The organism is Candidatus Binatia bacterium (genome assembly GCA_036563615.1).
GTDB lineage: Bacteria > Desulfobacterota > Binatia > UBA12015 > UBA12015 > DATCMB01.
This window is the reverse complement of sequence record DATCMB010000016.1, coordinates 165,594-182,767: the sequence shown is the minus strand read 5'-3', so window position 1 is coordinate 182,767 and position 17,174 is coordinate 165,594. Positions and strand designations below refer to the sequence as shown.

Here is a 17,174-nt window from a genome sequence, read left to right as displayed (position 1 = left end):
TGCGCATGGACGAGGTCCGCGCGGGAGCGCTGGCGACGACCGCGGGTACGGCCGATGCCGCTGCGCCCGGGGCCGCTGCGCCGGCGGGCCTCGCCGGCACGTCGCGCAGCGCGCGCGAGGCGGGGCTCGTCGCGCGCGTCGTCGACAAGCTGTTCTCGCCGGTCGATGCGTCCTCGCTCGGCGCCTTCCGCATCCTCTTCGGCGTCGTGATGTTCGCCGAGGTCGGCCGCTACTTCGTCGAGGGCCGCATCTGGCGCTACTACATCGAGCCGAAGTTTCTCTTCACCTACGAGCTCGCGCCCTTCGTCAAGCCGTGGCCCGGCGCCGGGATGTACGTCCACTTCGCGGTGATGGGCGTGTGCGCGCTGGGCATCGTGCTCGGCTTCCACACGCGGCTCGCGACCGCGCTGTTCGGCCTCGGCTACACCTACGTCTTCCTGCTCGACAAGGCGCAGTACAACAACCACTACTACCTGATCAGCCTGCTGTGCCTGCTGATGACGGTGGTGCGCGCGAACCGCTGGGCGTCGATCGACCGCTGGCGGAGCGGCGCGCCCTCGGTGGTTCCGTTCTGGAATCTGTTCTTGCTGCGCGCACAGGTCTTCCTGGTGTACTTCTTCGCCGGCGTCGCGAAGCTGAACAGCGACTGGCTCGGCGGCGAGCCGATGCGCTCCTGGCTGCGCGAGCGCGCGCACTACCCGGTGCTCGGGCCGTTCTTCACGACCGAGGCGGCGGCCTACTTCTTCAGCTGGGGCGGCGCGATCTTCGACCTCTCGATCGGCTTCCTCCTGCTGTCGCGCCGCACGCTGCCGATCGCGTTTCTCCTGATCCTCGTCTTCAACATGACGAACCACTGGCTCTTCGACATCGGCGTGTTCACGTTCCTGATGATCTGCGCGACGATCCTGTTCGACGAGCCAGACGTGCCGCGTCGCCTCTTCGGCCAGCCCGCGCCGGCGCTGGTGCCCGAGCCGAGCGACACCCGCTCGCGCCACCGCGCGCTCGTGCTCGGCTTCCTCGGACTATACTTGACGGTGCAGACGCTGCTGCCGCTGCGCCACTTCCTCTATCCGGGCAACGTGAGCTGGACCGAGGAGGGGCACCGCTTCTCCTGGCACATGAAGCTGCGCAGCAAGCGCGGCAAGCTGAAGGTGCTGGTCACCGACCCGAGCACCGGACGCACCTGGAAGGCGGACCTCGGCGAGGATCTGACGCCGCGCCAGATGACCAAGATGGCGGCGCGCCCGGACATGATCTTCCAGTACGTGCACTACCTGCGCGACAAGCTCGAGCGTCAGGGCATCCGCAACCCGATCATCAAGGTCGACTCGCGGATGTCGCTCAACCGACGCCCGTACCAGCACGCGATCGATCCGAACGTCGATCTGGCGAAGGAGCCGAAGCTGCTCCTCGCGCACGCGCCGTGGCTCGTGCAGCTCGACGAGTCGCTCGAGCCGGGCACGCTCTCCGACGAGGAGTACGCGGCCGGTCCGCGTCGGCGGCGGCGGTGAGCCGAAAGCGCTGAAACGAAAAGGGGCCGGACGGTCGTCCCGTCCGGCCCCTGCTGCTTCGACGTCGTCCGACGCTTCCCTCAGAAGACGTCGTCGACGTCGTCGATGTCGTCGTCGTTGTCGTCGTCGTCGTCGAAGATGTCGCAGATCTCGCAACCGAACACCGAGCAGACGCCGTCGTCGTACGTGTAGTCGTCACAGAGGTACGTCGCGGCATACGCGATGCACTGCGCTTCGGTCGCGAACTCGATCGAGTCCGAGCAGTCGTCGTCGTCATCGCTCCCGCAGGCGTTGATGCCGAGCGTGAGCGTCAGGACGAGAACAGGGACTACCCAGAACACCGCGCGCCATGGCGAAATGACGCTTCTCCTCTTCTCCATCGTCCCGCCTCCTGATGTTCCCTCGATGTTCCGAGGTGTCCTGCGTGCGGCGGATACACCGGATCCTGACGTCGAGTCAACGGAGTTCGCATTTGCTTCGCGATTGCGTCCGCGACCCCGGCGCTCGTAAGGGAGCGAGCAGGAGGATCGTGAAGATGGATCTGCTGTCGACGCCGCGCCCGTTCGGCATGAGCTACTGGCCGCTGCCCGAGGACGCGCCCAAGGTGGCGGTGGGGCGCGAGCCGATCCGCATCGTCACGCACGACGGGGCGCTGGTGCGCGGGATTCTGTGGACGCCGCGAGCGGGGACGCGATGGCGCACCGCGGTCGTGCTGACGCATCCGCGCGGCGACTTCTCGGTCCACTACGCGTGTCCGCTGCTCGCCGCGGCGGGCTACGGCGTGCTCGGCTTCGGCACGCGCTACCTCAACAACGACACCGACTGCCTGCACGAGAACTGCGTCACCGACGTCGCTGCGGCGGTCGCCTACATGCGCACGCGCGGCGCGGAGGCGGTGGTGCTGTTCGGCAACAGCGGCGGCGGCTCGCTCATGGCGCTCACGCAGGCCGAGACCGGCTGTGGCGACGGCTGGATCGGGGTCGCCGCGCACCCGGGCGAGGGCGTCTTCATGGGCCAGGTGATCGACCCGTCGGTGGCCGACGAGAACGACCCGCTGTCCGTGGTCCCCGAGCTCGACATGTACAACCCGGACAACGGCTGGCGTCCGTGGCCCGAGCCGTCGCGCTACGACCCCGCCTGGCTCGAGCGCTACCGCGCGGCGCAGCTCGCGCGCATCGCGCGCATCGACGCGATCGCACGCGAGGCGATCGCCGAGTCCGAGAAGGCGCGCCAGGAGGCGAAGTCGCTCGAGAAGGGCAGCGACGCGTGGCGGCGCGCGCGCCGTCGCGCGGTGCACACCCCATACTTGACGATCTACCGCACGCTCGCCGACCCGGCGTACCTCGACCCGACGATCGATCCCGACGATCGGCCGCTCGGCTCGCTGTTCGCGTTCCCCGATCCGTTCGACGCCAACTACGGCCGCGGCGGCCTCGGGCGCGTCATGACCCCGCGCGGCTGGCTCTCGACCTGGTCGGCGCTGTCGTCACGCGCGCGCCTCGCCGACACGATGCCCAAGGTGCGCGTCCCGACCTTGATCCTGCACCCGACCGCCGACACCGAGATCCGCTTGCGTCAAGCACGCGAGATCCGCGACCGGGCGGGCAGCGACGACGTCACCTACCACGAGCTGAAGGGCGCGCCGCACTACCTCGAGGGACACCGCAAGGAGGCGATGGAGATCGTCGCCGACTGGCTGCGGGCGCGCTTCCCCTGACGCGCGTTCGCGCGCGTCGCGCTCAGCGCGTGACGTCGCCGTCGCCCGGTCCGTCGCCGTGCGACGCGTCCTCCTCCGCGTCCTCCTGCGGCACCGGCACGTCGCGGTGCGGCGGCAGCAGACCCGCGTCGTGCAGCGCGCGGTAGACGCGCAGCGCGAGCTCGCTGCGGATCGCGTCGACCTTTTCGGGCTGCTCGGTCCACGCATGCACGGTGAAGTCGAGCGAGCTGTCGCCGAAGCCGCCGAACAGCACCTCCGGCGCGGGCAGCACGGCGATCCGCGGCGTCTCCGCGACGACGCCGCGCAGCAGCGCGATCACGTCGTCGGGATCGTAGCCGAGAGCGACGCGCACCGGAACGTCGATGCGGTGCAGCTTGTCGGTGAGCGTCCAGTTGGTGACGGGCTGTGCGATCAGGTTGGCGTTCGGGACGATGACCTCGGCGCCGTCGGTCGTGCGGACCGTGCTCGAGCGGATGCCGATGCGGCGCACCTCGCCGACGAGGTTGTTGATCGACACCGTGTCGCCGACCTGGATCGGCCTCTCGAAGAGCAGGATCAGGCCGGAGACGAAGTTGTTCACCACGTTCTGCAGCCCGAAGCCGACGCCGACGCCGAGCGCACCGGCGAGGATCGTGAAGCGGTTCAGATCGAGGCCCATCGCGGCGAGCGCGAGCAGCGAGCCGCCGATCAGGACGACGTAGTGGACGAGGCTCGAGATCGCGTACGGCACGCCGCGCGGCAGCGCGATCTGCGGGTAGACGTCCTCCTCGAGGATGAAGCGCAGCAGCCGCGACAGCACCAGCGACAGCCACACCATGAGCAGGAAGGCGAGGACGTCGCCGATCGACACCGTCAGCTCACCGAGCGGCAGCTGCGCGCGCAGGATCGCGAGCACCCACGTCACCACCGGCTCGACGAGCTCGAACAGGTGCGCGACGGCCACCGCCCAGGTCACCACTGCGAGCCCGATCAGCAGCCGCCAGGCGCGCGCCTGCAGCATCGGCCGATGACGGCGCACCATGCGCAGCATCCGGAGCGGCCAGGCGCGCAGCGCGTACGCGACCAGCCCATCGAGCGCGCGCGCGCACGCGAACAGCGCGGCCGCCAGGTAGACCGACGTCAGGACGCCGGCGCCCAGCACGTGCGCGAGCCGCATGTAGCCGAGCAGCCCGCTCGCGAGCGCGACCGCGAGCAGCAGCACGACGAGCCACGCCGCGTAGCGCAGCATGCGCTGCAACGTCGACGGCGCGTGATCGTCGTCGACGTCGTCGAAGCGGTGGCTGCGGATCATCCAGCCGACGACCGCGATGCCCGCAGCCAGCTCGGCGAGCAGGATCGCGTGCTCGATCGGCGGCACCGACGCGACCAGGTCGCGCACGCGATCGAGCAGGAAGAAGATCGCGAACGCCCACACCGCGGGCACGAGACGCTGATCGATGAGCGCGCGCACGATCCGGGTGAGCGGGATCAGCGTCAGCACCCCGATGATCTGGTTCACCATGTGCGGCGCCCACGGGTAGAGCAGGTTCGACGTCGACGCCGTGACCAGGAACGCCGAGGAGTACGGGAAGGCGAAGATGTGCGCCGCGCGCTCGAGCGCCGAGTCCTGCTCGAGCCACGTGCGCGTGCGCGCGTGCGCGCGTCGGAACACGACGACGAGCGCGACGAGCAGGGCGCCCTGGAAGAGCAGCGACGGTCCGGCCTGCTGCAAGAAGGGCGGTAGCGCCGCCAGCTCGTCGCGCAGCGAGTTGCGGATCGCGACCGCCATCTCGCCCGGCTCGCGCGGCGACGACCGCAGCGCGCCGAGCAGCGGCTCGGCGTTGCGCACCAGGATCCGGCCGACCTCCTCCTTGCGGTACGTCGTGATGTCGTAGATCGCTTCGTCGCAGCTCGCGATCGCGCGCACCACGCGGTCCTGCAGGCTCAGAATCTCCGCGCGATGGCTCTCGACCTCACGCCGCGCGCGGCGGATCGCGGCGAGCGTCTCCTGCACCCGCTCGATGACCGGCGACGGCGCGTTCGACTCGCGTGCCTGCTCGAGCGACGCGCTCCAGAGGTCGACGAGCCCGTCGAGCTCTTCGATCTGCTTCTCGCTCTGGGTCGCATAGCGGACCAGCACCTCGTTCCAGCTCGCGAGCTGGGCGCGGTCGCCCTGCCAGGTCGCCGTCATCTGGCTCAGGGCGCGCAGCGTCGGCCCGGAGTCGAGCGCGAGGTCGTGCGTCCGCCGACGTTGCTTGAGCCGCTCGGTGAAGGGTCCGAGGGCGTCGGCGATGCGGCTGACCTCTTCGGTCTTCCGTAGCGTTTCCTCGAGCGTGCGCAGGCGCGCCGTCGTCTCTTCGGCGCGCGTCGCGATCTCGGGGACCGGGATCACCCGCGGCGGGGCGGGTGTCGCCTCGGGGGCGGCGCTCGCCGTGGACGCCTCCTGGGCGGGCGCCGTCGCCACGCCGAGCGCGACGACCAGCGCCGCGACGGCCAGCGATGTCGTGAGCGCGATGGAAGCCGGGCGCGCAGACCTCACGGCCTCGAAGCTCTAGCAAGCCCGGCGAGCCACGCACGGCCGACGGTGGCGAACGTCAAGGCGCGCGCGCGTCGGGTCGGCCGAGCGCGCGGGCCGAGGACGCGCGACCTGTTTGACGCTGCAGCGCGCCGTGGTCTAGTCGCACGCGATGCCGTGGTGGGCGTGGATGCTGCTCGGGGCAGCGCTGCTGGTGGTCGAGATCGCGCAGCCGGGCAGCTTCTTCGTCCTGTTCTTCGGGATCGGCGCGATCGTCGTGGGCGCGCTGGTCGGGATCGGGCTGCTGACCGAAGCCTGGACGCAGTGGCTGCTGTTCTCGGTGACGTCGGTGGCCACGCTGCTCGTCTTCCGCAGCCGTCTGCTCGCGCGCTTCCAGCGCAGCAAGGCGAGCACGGTCGGCTCGGAAGGGCTGATCGGCGAGCGGGCGACGCTGCTCGAGGACCTCGAGCCTGGCGACGTCGGGCGCGCGGAGCTGCGCGGCTCGGTGTGGAAGGTACGCAGCCGCGAGCAGCAGCGGCTCGCGAGCGGCGCGCGCGTGCGCGTCGAGCACGTCGACGGCTTGACGCTCTGGGTGCGTCCCGAGTGACGGCGAGGCGCACGAAGTGGAGACGATCGGAGGCGGTATGACGGGTGTCCTGACGGTGGTGGTGGTGCTCACGATCCTGACCGCGATCGTGATCGCCAAGACGGCGGTGGTGGTGCCGCAGCAGAGCGCCTACGTCGTCGAGCGGCTCGGCAAGTACCACAGCACGCTCGGCGCGGGCTTTCACATGCTGGTGCCGTTCATCGACGTGATCCGCTACCGGCACTCGCTGAAGGAAACCGCGATCGACATCCCCGAGCAGGTCTGCATCACGCGCGACAACGTGCAGGTGCGCGTCGACGGCGTGCTCTACCTGCAGGTGCTGAATCCGGAGCGCGCGTCCTACGGCGTCGCCGATCCGCTGTTCGCGATCAGCCAGCTCGCGCAGACGACGCTGCGCTCCGAGATCGGCAAGATCGACCTCGACAAGACCTTCGAGGAGCGCGCGCACATCAACGTCCAGGTGGTGCAGGAGCTCGACAAGGCGTCCGAGCCCTGGGGCGTCAAGGTGCTGCGCTACGAGATCAAGAACATCACGCCGCCCGAGGACGTGCTCGCCGCGATGGAGAAGCAGATGCGCGCCGAGCGCGAGAAGCGCGCGATGATCTTGACGTCGGAAGGTCAGCGCGACGCCGCGATCAACCAGGCCGAGGGCGAGAAGCAGCAGGTCATCAAGCAGTCCGAGGCGGCGCGTCAGCAGCAGATCAACGAGGCGGAGGGCCAGTCGGCGGCGATCCTCGCCATCGCGACGGCGACCGCGGAGGGCATCCGCAGGGTCGCGGAGGCGATCAACGTGCCGGGTGGCTTCGAGGCGGTGCAGCTCCGCGTCGCGGAGCGCTACATCGAGCAGTTCGGCGCGCTCGCGCAGAAGGGCAACTCGCTCATCGTGCCTGCAAATCTGACCGACATCGCGTCGATGGTGGCGAGCGCGATGACCGTCGTGCAGCATCAGAAGGCCGAGCCGAGCGCGTAGGACGCCGTCGCGCAGCGAGCGTCGCGTCGCCGCGCACGCCGACCGCGCGCGGAATGTCGTCAAGCATACGGCGCTCGCGCGCGCGGACGACCGGGCAGGCGGAAGGCGACGACCAGCGCGACGGCGAGCGCCGCGACGGTGGTCGCGAACACGGCCGCGATCGCGCTCGCGAGCGGCCACGCGGCCGCGGTGAGCAGCGCGAGCACGGCGCCTCCCGCGCCCGTGCCGAGCGCGGTGCCGAGCGTGATCGAGAGCTGCAGCGCGGCCGACGACTCGCCCTGACGATCGGGTGGCGCGGTCTCGAGGATGACGAGCGCGCTCGTCGAGTACGCCATGCCCATGCCGAGCGCCGCGACGCCCCAGGCGAGCGTCGCGACCATGAAGGGCACGTCCGGCAAGAGCACCGACACCGCGGCCGCGATCCCGAGCGCGACCAGCGCGACACCCGCCGCGACGAGCCCGCTCCGGCTGCGTCGCGGCGCTTCGCGCGCCTGCACCCACGCGCCCGCCGTCCAGGTGAGCGTGCCGAGCGTCAGCGGGAGGCCGGCGAGCGACGCGGGCTGTCCGCGCACGTCGGTCAGCGCCAGCGGCACGAACGCTTCGGCGCCGAAGAAGGCGAGGCCGATGAGCCCCATCACCGCGACCGCCGCCGGCTGACCCGGTGCCGCGCGCAGCGTGCCCTCGGGCAGCAGACGCCGCAGCGCCGGCACGCCGATCGCGACGCCGGCGACGAACAGCAGCGGCGAGGCGAGCTGCGCGACGCCGTCGAGCGCGAGCAGCGTGCAGCCGGCGCCTGCCGCGAGCAGCACCGCGCTGCGCAGACGGTCGTCGCGCGTCGCCGCCTCGCTCGCCCGCGACAGCCTGCGCAGCGCGGGGATCGCGACCGCCGCGGCGGCGAGCGTCGGCGGCGCGAGACCGAGGAACACCCAGCGCCAGCCGACGTGGTCGGCGATCAGACCGGCGAGCGCCGGACCGACGAGCCCGGGCACGACCCAGGCGCTCGACAGCAGCGCCAGCATGCGCGGCTTCGCGGCGTCGTCGTAGCCGGCGGCGATCGCGGCGTAGCTCACGGCGCCGATCGCGCCCGCGCCGAACCCCTGCACGAAGCGTCCGGCGACGACCACCGGCATGCTCGGCGCGACCCCCGCGACGACGAGCCCGGCGACGAACAGCGCGGTGCCGGCGATGAACGGCGGCGTGAGACCGCTTCTGTCCGAAGCGCCGCCGGCGGCGACGATCCCGACCAGGTTCGCGAGCATGAACGCGCTGAACGTCCAGCCGTAGAGGTGCAGGCCGCCGATCTCGCGGACGGTGACCGGCAGCACGGTCGCGACCGCGAGCGCCTCGAAGGCGGTGAACGCGACGACGGCGACGAGCCCGATGGTGAGCGCGCGCCGCGATCGGTCCCAGACGCCGCGCGCGCCGCTCGACGGCGGCGTCGCGCGCTCGACGTGCGCGTGCATCGTGCGCTTCTCGCACGGCGCACCCGACGAGTCATGCGGAATCCACGAACGCCTGTTCACGCGCATGGACGCGTGATAGCGAAGCCGCGAAAGGACGGCGGCCGCGTGGACAAGAAGCGTCTCGGCTTCGTCGGTCTCGGCAACATCGGCGGCGCGGTGGCGGCGAACCTGCTCGCCGACGGCCACGAGCTCTGCGCGTACGACGTCGATGCCTCACGCGTCCGTGCTCTGGTCGAGCGCGGCGCGATCGCCTGCGGCTCGGTCGCCGACGTCGCCGTGCGCAGCGAGATCACGTTCCTCTCGCTGCCGTCGCCGCGCGTGATGGAGAGCGTCGCGGACGAGTGGCTGTCCGCGGCGACCGACGACGCGGTGCTGATCGATCTCTCGACCAACGCGCCGGAGACCGTGCGGCGTGTCGGCGAGCGCGTGCGCGCGGCGGGACGTCACCTGCTCGAGGCGCCGCTCACCGGCGGCACGCCCGGCGCGAAGGCGCGCATGCTGACCTTCATCGTCGGCGGCGACGAGGCGGTCTTCGCGCGCTGCCGGCCGCTGCTCGCGCGCCTCGGGCGCGCGAGCTTTCACCTCGGACCGCTCGGCGCGGGCAGCGTCGGCAAGCTCGTGAACAGCCTGTTCGCGTTCGCGACGACGTGGGTCTCGCTCGAGGGGCTCGCCGTGTGCGCGAAGAGCGGCATCGACCTGCGCACGATGGTCGAGATGGTGCGCGCCGCGGGCGGCGGAAACTTCTTCCTGGATCGCATGGTCGAGGGCATCAACCAGCGCGGACGGCCGACGGAGTTCGCGCTCGACCTCGCGGCGAAGGACGCGGGGCTGCTGCTCGACGTCGCGCGCGAGCTCGGCGTGCCGACGCCGGTCGCCGCCGAGGTCGCGCAGGGGCTGGTCGCCGCCAAGGCGCTCGGATTCGGTGAGCGCGACTTCACCGACATCGTCGAGGTGGTCGAGCGGCTCGCGGGCGTACGGCTGCACCTGTCGCCGCCGCGCACGCCCGCGAGCTGAGCGCTCGCGCCGCGCTGCCGCGCTGCGCTGCCAGCGAGCTAGCGACGCTCGCGCGCGCGTCGCGGCCGCTGCGGCACGCCGACCGCCATCAAGAACATCACGCTCTTGTCGCGCGCGTGCGGCGAGAAAAAGTCGGTCACGTCGTCGTCGAAGAACGTGAGCCCGGACGCGCCGAGACCGAGCGCGTAGGCCGCGAGGTACGTCTTGCCGCCGCCGATCGCCGCCTCGAGCTGGGCCGCGCGGTAGCCGCGGTTGCCGAGCGCCGGCAGCATCTCGTGCAGGTCGGTGAGCCAGAAGATGTCGACCGCGGCGTCGGCCGGGATCTGCTGGCCGAGGCCGAGGTAGCCCGCCTCGCGGCGAAACAGACCTGCGCGCAGCAGCACGAGCGCGTCGCGCTCGCGGTCGAAGAAGTACGTTCCCGGCTCGAGTCCCTCGACCGCGTTGACGATCAGGTAGAGGCTCGCGCGCTGCGCGTGCGGCGCGAGGAAGTCCGCCGGCACGCCGCGCGTCGCGGAGCGCAGGATCGCGGCGAGGGCCGCGAGCTCGATCGGCTCCTGCGAGAAGTGGCGCGTCGAGCCGCGACGCAGGATGACGGTTTCGATCGGATCGCGCCCGGCGTCCTCGGGCGTGGGCGGCAGCGCGATCGCGTCGTCCGCGGGCGGCGTCGTCGACGACGGCAGCGGGCTGCGCCACGCGCGCACCTCGTCGCCGTTCTCGAGGAAGCCTGCGCGGTGCGCGGCGGGAATCGCGGGATACGCGACCTCGCGCGCCGACGGCGGCAGCGTCTCGTGCGTGAGCGGCGGAGGCGGCGCGGGGAGCGGACGTGGTGGCGGTGCGCCGCGTCCGAGCGCGACCAGACCGAGCGCCGCCTCGTGCTCGACGTCGAGCCCGAGGAGACCGTTCACCTGCTCGTCGACGAAGCCGAGCACGATCTCCGCGGGTAGCCCGCGCGCGGACGCGACCGCGAGCAGGTTCGCGAGCACCGTGCCCGAATCCCAGAAGGCGTGCCGGTACGCGCGCGCGCGGTACTTCCAGGCGTTGCGCCAGTACGTGCTGCCGAACGCGATCACCACCGGCGCCGCGGCGACGTGCTCTTCCGCCGCAGTCGCCTCGACGAGCACGGCGCGGTGGTCGCCCTCCCGCAGGCGGCGCAGCGCGAAGTCGTGCGGCGAGAAGTGGTAGACGCCGGCCGGCAGGTCGGCGAGGTCCGCGCACGTCACGTACAGGTCGATGTGGTGCAGGTTGCCGGTGCAGGCGGCGGCGCGGAAGTACGCTTCCCCGATCTGGTAGGTGCGCTTCCGCACCACGCCGGCGCAGAAGTAGAGCAGGTGGCCGAGCGTGCGCAGGTCGATCGCGGTGCTGCCACTCGACGACTGCGCCGAGAAGTCGTCCGCGAGCACGTCGAGCGCGGCACGCGACGAAGGGATCGAGTCACGCTCGAGCGGGATCGGCTCGAGCTGCGTGTAGATCTTGAACGGCCGGGGCATGATGTCCCAGTCGAGGAAGTGCGGATCGCTCCGAATCCTCGACAGGGAGTGCTTGGTCGCGTCGTGGTAGGCCCAGGCCTGTGCCACATCGCGGTTGCCCATGCCTCACGCGTACACCCCTTGCGGGGCCTAGAACAGCGCCGCGCGCGCGAGATGAACGCGACACTCGGTCGCGCGCAGATCAGGCGGGCACGGTGCGCGCGCGCATCATCGCGTAGCGCTTTGCACGACACACGATCTCGCCGCGCTGGTTCGTGCCGACGTGCTCGAAGAGCACGATGCCGACCTCCGGACGCGACTTCGAGCGCCGCGCTTCGAGCACCGTCGTCGTCACCGTGATCGTGTCGCCGACGAACACCGGCTTCGGGAACTCGACCTTCTCGAAGCCGAGGTTGCCGACCGTCGTGCCGAGCGTCGTGTCGGAGACCGACAGCCCCACCACCAGCGCGAGCGTGAACATGCTGTTCACCAGCGGGCGCCCGAACTCGGTCGTCTTGGCGTACTCCGCGTCGAGGTGCAGCGGCTGCGTGTTCATGGTCAGCGTGGTGATGAGCAGGTTGTCGGTTTCGGTCACCGTCCGGCTCGGCTCGTGCCGGAAGGTCGCGCCCACCGGAAGATCCTCGAACATCTTTCCCGCCATGCGCGCTGCCTAGCACAAGTCGACGCCTCCGCGCGCGCTTGCCGCCGCGCGGTACGCGGGCGAGGATGAGCAGGTGGCGTCGCCCGGCGAAGAACCGAAGATCTTCACGCTGCGCATCCTCACCCAGCTCGCCAACGACGTTCGCCGCGAGGAGTGGGACGCGCTCGCGGCCGGCGAGTCGCCGTTCCTCGAGTGGGGCTGGCTCGCGACGCTCGAGGAAGCGCGCTGCGTCGGCGGACGCACCGGCTGGAGCCCGCAGCACCTCGCGCTGTTCGAGGACGATCGCCTGGTCGCGGCCTGCCCGCTCTACCTCAAGACCAACAGCGAGGGAGAGTTCGTCTTCGACTACGCGTGGGCGAACGCCGCCTACGGCGCGGGGATCGAGTACTACCCGAAGATGCTGGTCGGCGTGCCGTTCACGCCGGTCGAGGGACGCCGCTTCCTGGTCGCGCCGCACCTCGACCGCCGCGCCGTCGTCCGCATGCTCGGTCAAGCGCTGCGCGACCTGTGCGAGGAGAACGAGGTCTCCTCGGTGCACGTCAACTTCTGCACCGAGGACGAGGCGGAGGTGCTGCGCGAGCTCGGCTTCGCCGAGCGGGTCGGGTTCCAGTACAAGTGGCGCAACCGCGGCTACGCGACCTTCGACGACTACCTCGCGGCGCTACGCCACAAGCGGCGCAAGGAGGTGAAGCGCGAGCGGCGCGAGCTCGCCGAGCAGGGGATCGAGATCGTCGCGCACGTTGGCGACGAGATCCCGGACGCGCTCTTCCCTCGGATGTACGAGCTCTATCTGACGACCGTCGACAAGTACGTCTACGGTCGCAGGTACTTGACGCGGCGGTTCTTCGAGATGCTCCCGCAGCGCTTTCGCCACAACCTGTGCTTCATCACGGCGCGGCGGGGTGGTGAGCTCGTCGCGGGGACGTTCAACGTGCAGAAGGGCGGGGCGCTCTACGGCCGCTACTGGGGAACGCACGAGGAGCTGCGCTTCCTGCACTTCAACGTATGTTACTACGCGACCATCGAGCACTGCATCGCGCACGGGATGGAGCGCTTCGAGCCGGGCGCGGGCGGCGAGTTCAAGTGGCTGCGGGGATTCGACCCGGAGCCGACGCGCAGCATGCACTGGCTGCGCGATCCGCGGCTCGCCGCCGCGGTGCAACGCTTCGTCCAGGCGGAGCGTCGCGAGATCGATCGCGTGCGGCGCGCGATGCTCGAGCAGAGCCAGCTCAAACGTCAAGCAACGGACGGCGAGAGCTGAGCGTCGAGCATCTCGAGCGCGCCGCGCGATCGTGGCCGGGCAGAGCGCGCCTCGCGCGGCGTCACGAGCTCGAGGACTTGACGCTGGCGCGAGGCGCGGTCCGCCGCGGACCTATGTGCACGGCCTTGCGACCGACTCAGACGGTCTGGCCGGTACCCCGCACGTCGTGCGCGGACGGACGCGGGAAGGCGACGCGCATGGGCGCAGCGGGCGCCGTCCGGCGATGCGACTCGCGGTACATGTTGGCGAGGAACCACAGCGCGCCGCACGCGAGCACGAGCGCGGTGAGGAAGAGCGACGATACCCAGAAGGGGCTGAGGGTCAGCGTCACGGACTGATCCGGGATCGCCGCCGACGTCAGGGTGGGTACGACCGAGCTCAACATTGTTCCGACTCCTTCCATTTCCCACCCGGGCCCTGCGGCCACCCGGTGCGGGTACCACTCCGAGCGCTTGCGGTGGATTCCGCGACAGCGCCCCTGCGTTTGGCTCGGAACGACCCCGCGGGTGCCGCGAAATCGTCCGCATGTCCGAGATGGGGCGGGCATTGTGCAAGCGCGGTGCCGTCAGGCGTGGCGCGCTCTCCACTGCCCATCGCGGTCTATGATGCGGCGGATGGGCGATCCTGTTGCCGATCGGCAACGGCGCACGCGGCGCGACGTCAAAGCGCGGTAGCGACGCGCGCGCGGGCCGGGCGAGCGCCGGCGCCGCCGTCGTCGAGCGAGGGCGATGTCGCGAAGGCTATGTCGCGAGGGTCACGCCGCGGCGATCAGGCCGCGGCGCCCGCGCGCTGCGCGCGCTCGACCCGCACCTCGATGCCGTTCAGCACCGCGTTGCCCGACAGCGGGTCGAAGCGGTCCTCCTCCGCGAGTCGGTTGCTGTTCGCGCCGGCGACCGAGCGCGCGACGCGCAGCCGCACGCCCTCCTCGTCGTGACCCCAGCCGTGCGGCAGGCTGACCACGCCCGGCATGACGTTCTCGGTCACCTCGACCGGGACCTCGACGCTGCCGGCGCGCGAGCTCAGGAGCACCAGCTCGCCGTCGGCGAGGCCGAGCCGGCGCGCGTCCACCGGGTGGAGGTGCAGCGTGCAGCGCTCCTTGCCCGAGACGAGGCTCGGCACGTTGTGCATCCACGAGTTGTTCGAGCGCAGGTCGCGCCGCCCGACGAGCAGCAGGCTCTCGCCGTCGCGGCGCGCGATCTCGTCGAGACGCGACTCCAGCCGCGCGACGTCGGCGACCAGCGGCTCGGGCGCGAGCTCGATCTTGCCCGACGGCGTGCGCAGCAGATCCGGCAGGCGCGGCGTCAGCGCGCCGAGGTCCGCCGCGCGGCCGCTCGCCTCGAGCTGGTCGAGCGTCAAGCCAGCGCGCGCGCCGAAGCCGTCGCCGTACGGACCCGTGCGCAGCATCAGGTCGAGCATGCGCTCGGGGCCGCGACGATGCGCGAGCGCGCGGCGCACCGTGTCCGCGTCGCGACCGTGCGCGGGCGAGTGCGGGCCGAGCGCCTTCTCGAGCTGCTGCTCGAAGACGAAGTCGTCGAGCGCGTCGACGTCCGCGTTCGATCCCTGTCCGGAGACGATGCCGGCGAGCCGCAGCAGGATGCGCCACTCGGGCATCTGCCCGTCGGGCATGTCGAACACCGGACGCGAGTAGCGCGCGAAGTTGCGCACCGAGAGCTGCGTGAAGGCGAGCGGGAAGTGCCCCTGCTCGAGCGGCGACGGACCCGGCAGGATCACGTGCGCGTGCCGCGTGGTCTCGTTGAGGTAGATGTCGACGCTCACCATGAAGTCGAGCGTCGCGAGCGCGCGCGAGAGGCGAGCGCCGTTCGGCGTGCTGAGCGCGGGGTTGCCGGCGATCGTGATGAGCCCGCGGACCTGACCCTCGCCCGGCGTCTCGATCTCCTCGGCGAGGCAGACGACGGGAATCTCGCCCAGCACCTCCGGGATGCCGCGCACGCGGCTCTTCCAGCGCCCGAGGCGGATCCCCTTGCCGCGCCCCGGCTCGCCGAGCGTGTTCGCCGCGCCGGCCGCTCCCTTGGGGAACATCGCGCCGCCAGGACGGTCGAGGTTGCCGGTCAGGACGTTGAGCACGTCGACGAGCCAGCTCGTGAGCGTGCCGAACTCCTGCGTGCAGGTGCCGATGCGCGCGTAGACGGCGGCCGTCTTGGCCGACGCGAGCTCGCGCGCGAGACGGCGGATGGTCGCGGCGTCGATGCCGCACGCCGGTGCGACGCGCTCGGGCGAGAACGCGCGCGCGAGCTCCTCGACGCGCTCGATGCCCACGACGAGCGGCTCGAGCGCGCCCGGACGCGCGAGGTTCTCCTCGAACAGCACGTGCACCATCGCGAACAGCAGCAGCGCGTCCGTTCCCGGGCGGATGAAGTGGTGCTCGTCGGCCTCCTGCGCGGTGCGCGTACGACGCGGATCGATCACCACGCAGCGTCCGCCGCGCGCGCGCAGCGCGCGCAGGCGTCCCTTCATGTCGGGCGCGGTCATCAGGCTGCCGTTCGACACCAGCGGGTTCGCGCCGAGGATCAGCAGGTAGTCCGTGCGGTCGACGTCCGGGACCGGGACGCTGAGCGCGCTGCCGAACATCAGGCCGGCCGAGATCTGCTTCGGCATCTGGTCGACGGTGCTCGCCGTGAAGACGTTGCGCGTCCCGAGCGCGCGGATCAGCACGCGCCCGTAGAGCCCCATCCCGAGGTGGTGCGCCGACGGGTTGCCGAGATAGATCGCGACCGCGTTGCGCCCGTGCTTCTCGAGGATGGCGTTCAGACGCCGGTCGATCTCGGCGAACGCTTCGTCCCAGGTGGCCTCGTGCCAGTCGTTGCCGCGGCGGATGAGCGGCGTGCGGAGACGGTCGGGGTCGGCGTGGAGCTGCGCGAGCGCGGGCGCCTTCGGACAGATGTAGCCGCGGCTGAACGGGTCCTCGTCGTCGCCGCGGACCGCGACCACCTCGCGTCCGCGCGTCGTGATCGCGAGGTTGCAGTTCGCCTCGCAGAGGGGGCAGGTGTGCAGATGCGTCGCCGTCGCGGGTGCTTGCTGCATCGTTTCCTCCGCGCGGCCGGCGTTTCTCGGCCGCTCAGCTCGCCGCGTGGCCCTGCGCGGCGGCGGCGCGCGCGACGATCTTTCGCGCGCGGTTGATGTGCGGCGCGTCGACCATGGCGCCCTTGTAGACGAACGCCGCCTGGCCGCGCGCAAACGCCTCGGTCGCTGCCGCGAGGAGCGCGTTGGCCTCCGCGACCTCCTCCTCGCTCGGCACGAAAACGCGATTGATGATCGGGACCTGCGCCGGGTGGATCGCGGCCTTGCCGGTGAAGCCGAGATCCGCCGCTTCCTGCGCCTCGCGCTCGAGCCCCTCGGCGTCGTGGAAGTCGAAGTACGGCATGTCGAGCGGGTCCATGCCGGCCGCCGCGGCGGCGAGGAGGCAAGCGGAGCGCGCGAACTGGAAGACGTCGGGCAGCGAGCCGTCCGGCTTGCGCGAGCGGCGCGAGCCGAGCGCGTTCGACAGGTCCTCGCTCGCCCACATCATCGCCGTCGAGCGCAGGCTCGCCTGCGCGACGCGGCGGATGTTGAGGATGCCCTCCGGCGTCTCGGTCGCGAGCAGCACGAGGCGGACGGAGCCCTGCTCGCGGCCGACCAGCGCCTCGAAGTTGGCGAGCGCGCGGTCGATGAAGCGGACGTCGTCCTCGCTGCGCACCTTCGGGATGACGTAGCCGTCGGGGTGGCCCGCCATCGTGACCGTCAGGTCGTCGAGCGTGAGACCGGTCTCGAGCGGGTTGATGCGCACGAGCTTCTCGGCGCCGCGGAAGTCGAGCTCCTTCAGCGCGTCGCGCACCATCTCGCGCGCGGCCGCCTTGTGCGCCGGGACGACGGCGTCCTCGAGGTCGAAGATCAGCGAGTCCGCGCCGGCGCTGAGCGACTTCTCCATCTTGTGCCGGTCGTCGCCGGGGACGAACAGCAGCGAGCGTCGCAGACGCGGCGTTCCTGGCTTGGTTTCGCGGGACGGGCTCATC

General features: G+C 71.3%; 14 protein-coding genes. 6 read left to right on the top strand and 8 right to left on the bottom strand.

The window, feature by feature from the left end:
* The first annotated feature begins 5 nt into the window (after positions 1–5).
* On the top strand, positions 6–1,511 hold the full coding sequence (locus tag VIS07_13560; GenBank protein ID HEY8516533.1) for an HTTM domain-containing protein: 1,506 nt from the start codon (positions 6–8) through the stop codon (positions 1,509–1,511).
* A gap of 80 nt (positions 1,512–1,591) precedes the next feature.
* On the opposite strand, the gene VIS07_13555 is transcribed toward VIS07_13560, so the two are convergent.
* The gene (locus tag VIS07_13555) at positions 1,592–1,891 is read right to left on the bottom strand and encodes a hypothetical protein (protein HEY8516532.1); all 300 of its coding nucleotides are present in this window, start codon (positions 1,889–1,891) and stop codon (positions 1,592–1,594) included.
* A gap of 155 nt (positions 1,892–2,046) precedes the next feature.
* Between VIS07_13555 and VIS07_13550 the strand changes: the two genes are divergently transcribed.
* Positions 2,047–3,228 (top strand): alpha/beta hydrolase, encoded by a 1,182-nt coding sequence (locus tag VIS07_13550; GenBank protein ID HEY8516531.1) that lies wholly within the window; start codon positions 2,047–2,049, stop codon positions 3,226–3,228.
* 22 nt (positions 3,229–3,250) lie between these two features.
* On the opposite strand, the gene VIS07_13545 is transcribed toward VIS07_13550, so the two are convergent.
* Positions 3,251–5,746: a mechanosensitive ion channel domain-containing protein gene (locus tag VIS07_13545; GenBank protein HEY8516530.1), complete on the bottom strand. Its 2,496-nt coding sequence runs from the start codon at positions 5,744–5,746 to the stop codon at positions 3,251–3,253.
* A gap of 166 nt (positions 5,747–5,912) precedes the next feature.
* Between VIS07_13545 and VIS07_13540 the strand changes: the two genes are divergently transcribed.
* Positions 5,913–6,329, top strand: a complete 417-nt coding sequence (locus VIS07_13540) for an NfeD family protein (GenBank protein HEY8516529.1) — start codon at positions 5,913–5,915, stop codon at positions 6,327–6,329.
* A 37-nt stretch (positions 6,330–6,366) separates the two neighbouring features.
* Positions 6,367–7,299, top strand: coding sequence for a stomatin-like protein (locus VIS07_13535; GenBank protein ID HEY8516528.1), 933 nt, complete (start codon positions 6,367–6,369; stop codon positions 7,297–7,299).
* Positions 7,300–7,358: 59 nt separating this feature from the next.
* Here VIS07_13535 and VIS07_13530 read toward each other — a convergent pair whose 3' ends face one another.
* The gene (locus VIS07_13530; protein ID HEY8516527.1) at positions 7,359–8,762 is read right to left on the bottom strand and encodes an MFS transporter; all 1,404 of its coding nucleotides are present in this window, start codon (positions 8,760–8,762) and stop codon (positions 7,359–7,361) included.
* A gap of 33 nt (positions 8,763–8,795) precedes the next feature.
* On the opposite strand from VIS07_13530, the gene VIS07_13525 reads away from it, so the two are divergent.
* On the top strand, positions 8,796–9,776 hold the full coding sequence (locus VIS07_13525) for an NAD(P)-dependent oxidoreductase (protein ID HEY8516526.1): 981 nt from the start codon (positions 8,796–8,798) through the stop codon (positions 9,774–9,776).
* Positions 9,777–9,814: 38 nt separating this feature from the next.
* Here the strand turns inward: VIS07_13525 and VIS07_13520 are convergent, their stop codons facing one another.
* Both VIS07_13520 and VIS07_13515 read right to left on the bottom strand, forming a co-directional pair.
* Positions 9,815–11,365 (bottom strand): SagB family peptide dehydrogenase, encoded by a 1,551-nt coding sequence (locus VIS07_13520; protein ID HEY8516525.1) that lies wholly within the window; start codon positions 11,363–11,365, stop codon positions 9,815–9,817.
* Positions 11,366–11,444: 79 nt separating this feature from the next.
* Positions 11,445–11,903 carry a MaoC family dehydratase gene (locus tag VIS07_13515; protein ID HEY8516524.1) on the bottom strand — a complete coding sequence of 153 codons (459 nt, stop codon included), beginning with the start codon at positions 11,901–11,903 and terminating at the stop codon, positions 11,445–11,447.
* A 73-nt stretch (positions 11,904–11,976) separates the two neighbouring features.
* On the opposite strand from VIS07_13515, the gene VIS07_13510 reads away from it, so the two are divergent.
* Positions 11,977–13,164, top strand: a complete 1,188-nt coding sequence (locus VIS07_13510; protein HEY8516523.1) for a GNAT family N-acetyltransferase — start codon at positions 11,977–11,979, stop codon at positions 13,162–13,164.
* Between the two features lie 136 nt (positions 13,165–13,300).
* On the opposite strand, the gene VIS07_13505 is transcribed toward VIS07_13510, so the two are convergent.
* The 3 genes from VIS07_13505 to VIS07_13495 form a co-directional block, all read right to left on the bottom strand.
* Positions 13,301–13,549, bottom strand: a complete 249-nt coding sequence (locus VIS07_13505) for a hypothetical protein (GenBank protein ID HEY8516522.1) — start codon at positions 13,547–13,549, stop codon at positions 13,301–13,303.
* A gap of 383 nt (positions 13,550–13,932) precedes the next feature.
* Positions 13,933–16,206 carry a molybdopterin-dependent oxidoreductase gene (locus VIS07_13500; protein ID HEY8516521.1) on the bottom strand — a complete coding sequence of 758 codons (2,274 nt, stop codon included), beginning with the start codon at positions 16,204–16,206 and terminating at the stop codon, positions 13,933–13,935.
* Between the two features lie 34 nt (positions 16,207–16,240).
* Positions 16,241–17,173: a CoA ester lyase gene (locus tag VIS07_13495; protein ID HEY8516520.1), complete on the bottom strand. Its 933-nt coding sequence runs from the start codon at positions 17,171–17,173 to the stop codon at positions 16,241–16,243.
* Between the last annotated feature and the right edge of the window lies 1 nt (position 17,174).